4 protein-coding genes are annotated in these 3,224 nt (G+C 70.1%); all 4 read right to left on the bottom strand.

What is annotated here, in order from left to right; translation table 11 throughout:
* Window positions 1-103: 103 nt before the first annotated feature.
* Window positions 104-571, bottom strand: coding sequence for a flagellar motor switch protein FliN (gene fliN / locus C667_RS21520; protein WP_004383978.1), 468 nt, complete (start codon window positions 569-571; stop codon window positions 104-106).
* Window positions 564-1,574, bottom strand: coding sequence for a flagellar motor switch protein FliM (gene fliM, locus C667_RS21515; RefSeq protein WP_004383977.1), 1,011 nt, complete (start codon window positions 1,572-1,574; stop codon window positions 564-566). Before fliM ends, fliN begins: the two co-directional genes overlap by 8 nt.
* A gap of 12 nt (window positions 1,575-1,586) precedes the next feature.
* Complete coding sequence (locus C667_RS21510) at window positions 1,587-2,159, bottom strand: flagellar basal body-associated FliL family protein (RefSeq protein WP_004383973.1); 573 nt, start codon at window positions 2,157-2,159, stop codon at window positions 1,587-1,589.
* A 93-nt stretch (window positions 2,160-2,252) separates the two neighbouring features.
* The coding region (locus C667_RS21505; protein WP_004383970.1) for a flagellar hook-length control protein FliK at window positions 2,253-3,224 on the bottom strand (972 nt) is incomplete at its 5' end.

Raw genomic sequence — 3,224 nt, 5'->3', positions numbered from 1 at the left:
AGGCGGCGCAGCAGCCACAGGCAGGCGAACAGCAGGCCGACGACCACCGCCAGGCCGAAGCTCATCTGCAGGAGGCTGGCGCCGAGTTCGGGCATCGCGGGGCTCAGTTGCGGATCTTCCGCATGCGCTCGGCGGGGGTGATGATGTCCGTGAGGCGGATACCGAACTTGTCGTTCACGACCACGACCTCGCCCTGGGCGATCAGCGTGCCGTTGACCAGCACGTCCATGGGCTCGCCGGCCAGGCCGTCGAGTTCGACCACCGAGCCGTGGGCGAGCTGCAGCAGGTTGCGGATCGACAGCTTGGTGCGCCCGAGCTCCACGGTGATCTGCACCGGGATGTCGAGGATCATGTCGAAGTCGTTGAGCGCGCCCGGCTTGGCGGCGGGGGCGCCGAAGTCCTCGAAGAGCTGGCTCGCGGGGCGGGCCTGGTAGGGCGAGTCGCCCATCGCCGCGGCCGCCAGCTCGGCGGCGACGCGATCGGCCTCGCTGTCGCCGCTCTCCTCGACGGCGGCCTGCTCCTGCATTGCGGCTGCCCAGTCGTCGTCGGTAATCAGGTTCTCGTCAGCCATTCTGGGCTCCCGGGATCGTGGGGGTTTCGGTTTCCTCGGCGGTGACGAAGCGCTCCACGCGCAGCGCATAGCGCCCGTTGCGCGTGCCCTGGCGGCATTCGAACACCGGCACGCCGTCGACCTCGGCCTGCAGCAGCGGCTGCACGGCGAGCGGGATCACGTCGCCGACACGCATGTCGACGATGTCGCGCAAGCTCACCCTGGCGGTGCCGAAGGTGCAGGCGAGCTCGACCTCGGCGGTCTGCAGCTGCCGCGTCAGCAGCTTGATCCAGCGCCGGTCCGAGGTGAGGTGGTCGCTCTGCATCGACGAATAGAGCAGGTCGCGGATCGGCTCCAGCATCGAGTACGGGAAGCAGACGTGCATCTCGGCCTGCGAGCCGCCGAACTCGACCGAGAAGCTGGTCGCCACCACCACCTCGGAGGGGGTGGCGATGTTGGCGAATTGCGAATTCATCTCCGAGCGGATGAACTCGGGCTGCAGATTGAACACCGGCGCCCAGGCGCGCACGTATTCGGTGAAGACCACGTCGAGCATGCCGCGGATGATGCGCTGCTCGGTGGGGGTGAAGTCGCGACCTTCCACGCGGGTGTGGAAGCGGCCGTCGCCGCCGAACATGTTGTCCACCACGAGGAAGACCAGGTTGGGGTCGAACACGACCAGCCCGGTGCCGCGCAGCGGCTTGGCGGTGATCAGGTTGAGGTTGGTCGGCACCACCAGGTTGCGCACGAACTCGGCGTACTTCTGCACCTTGATCGGCCCCGCCGACACTTCGGCGTTGCGGTGCATGTAGTTGAACAGGCCGATGCGCAGGTAGCGCGCGAAGCGCTCGTTGATGAGCTCGAGCGTGGGCATGCGCCCGCGCACGATGCGTTCCTGCGTGGCGAGGTTGTACGGGCGTACACCCTCCGCCCCGGCCTCGTCCGCGACCGGCTCGTCCGACTCGCCGGTGACGCCCCGCAGCAGGGCGTCGACCTCTTCCTGGGAGAGAAAGTCCGCGGACATGGCGGCGTTCCCTTACTGGATGATGAAGGAGGTGAACAGCACGGCCTGCACCGGGCCGTTGGGCACCGGCTTGCCGGCGGCGTCGCGCACCGGCTTGAAGCCGAGCGCCTCGTTGATGCTCTCGGTGATCGCCAGCGACAAGGCCTCGCGGCCCTCGATGGTGGCGACCTCGGAGGGCAGCTTGCTCGACAGCAGCAGGTTGATGCGGTGGCGGATCTCCGGCATGAAGGCCTTCAGCGTCGGATCCATGGTCGCGTCGGCCACGCGCATCACCGCCACCACCTGCAGGTAGTGGTCGCCCTCGTCGCGGCGCAGGTTGACCGTGAAGGCCTCGAGCGGGATGAAGGTGGGCGGCTTGGTGAGGTCCACCGTGCCGGCGGTCTGCATCTGCTGCGCAGCCGGCGCGGCGTGGGCCGCGGGCTCCTCGTGCTCCTTGTCCTTGCCGCCCTTGAGCAGCAGCAGGGCGACGAGTGCGCCCAGTACGAGCACGATCACCACGAGCACGATGATGAGGATCAGGCCGAGCTTGCCCTTCTTCTTGGGGGTCTCGTCGCCTTCCTCGGTCTTTGCCGGCGCCTTGGCCATGCGAATCTCCTGTAGTACGGATTGAATTATCCGGGAGGTCCGCACCCGCCAAAGCGCCGATTAGTGGGGCAAGCCCGCCCCAATTCGCGCGCTTCAGGCGAAGGTATCGACCATCCCCTGTTGCTGTCTCAGCCACCCGCCGGCACTGCCGGTGCCGGTGTTGCCGCCCGCGCTCGCCTCGCCGCGATCGCCACGATCGCCGCCGCCTTCGCGTCCATCCCCCTCGCGGCCCTGGCCCGAGGTGCTCACGTTGGCGTCGCCCAGCAGGATGCCCGCCTGCTGCAGCGCCTCGCGCAGCTGCGGCAGCGCACGCTCGATCGCGTCGCGCGCGGCCTGGCTCGAGGCGATGAACTGCGCCGTCGTCTGGTCGCCGGCGAGGTTGATCGACACCTCGAGCTTGCCCATGTTCGGCGGCGTCAGCACGAGCTCGGCCTTGCTCTCGGCGCGGCCGAGCATCCAGCGCACCTGGTTGCCGACGTCCTCCGCCCACCCCGGCTCGCCCGCCGGGGTCGCCACCGGCAGCTGCGGTGACGCAGCCTGCGCGGCTGGCGACTGGCGCAGCAGCTGCGTCGCGCCATGGGTGTGCGGCAGCCCGCCCGGCGCGTTGCCATTCGCGCTGCCCGTGCCCGCTGGCTCGAGGCCATCCGCCGTCATGCCGCCCGCGGCTGCGCCGCTCGCACCGCGTGCCGCCATGGCCGCGGCGGCGAACTCGCGGCCCTGGAGCAGGAAGGCCGGGGTGGCGTCGGAGCCGGGCCCGGTGTTGCCGCCGGTTCCGGCCGACAGATCGGTTTTCGGCAGCAGGGCGGAATTCTGAAGCGACTTGCGTCCGCCATCGGCGGCGAGCTGCAGTGTGCTCGTCTCGGCGCCGGCCTGATCCGCGGGGGAAGGGGCCTGCACGCGCCCGGCGAGCAGTGCGGCAATCGCTGCCGGCAGGCCGGCAAGCGCTGCCGGGTCGGTGGGAGAGCTTGCCGTGGCGTCGGCGGGGGTCTCTTCGGCGTCGGCCGCGGTGCCCGCGGCCAGTGCGGCGAGGCGCGCGGCGTGGCCCGCCTGGCTCGCCACGGCCTG

The organism is Thauera phenylacetica B4P (assembly GCF_000310225.1).
Classification (GTDB): Bacteria; Pseudomonadota; Gammaproteobacteria; order Burkholderiales; family Rhodocyclaceae; genus Thauera; species Thauera phenylacetica.
This window is presented reverse-complemented; position numbering and strand designations above follow the sequence as displayed.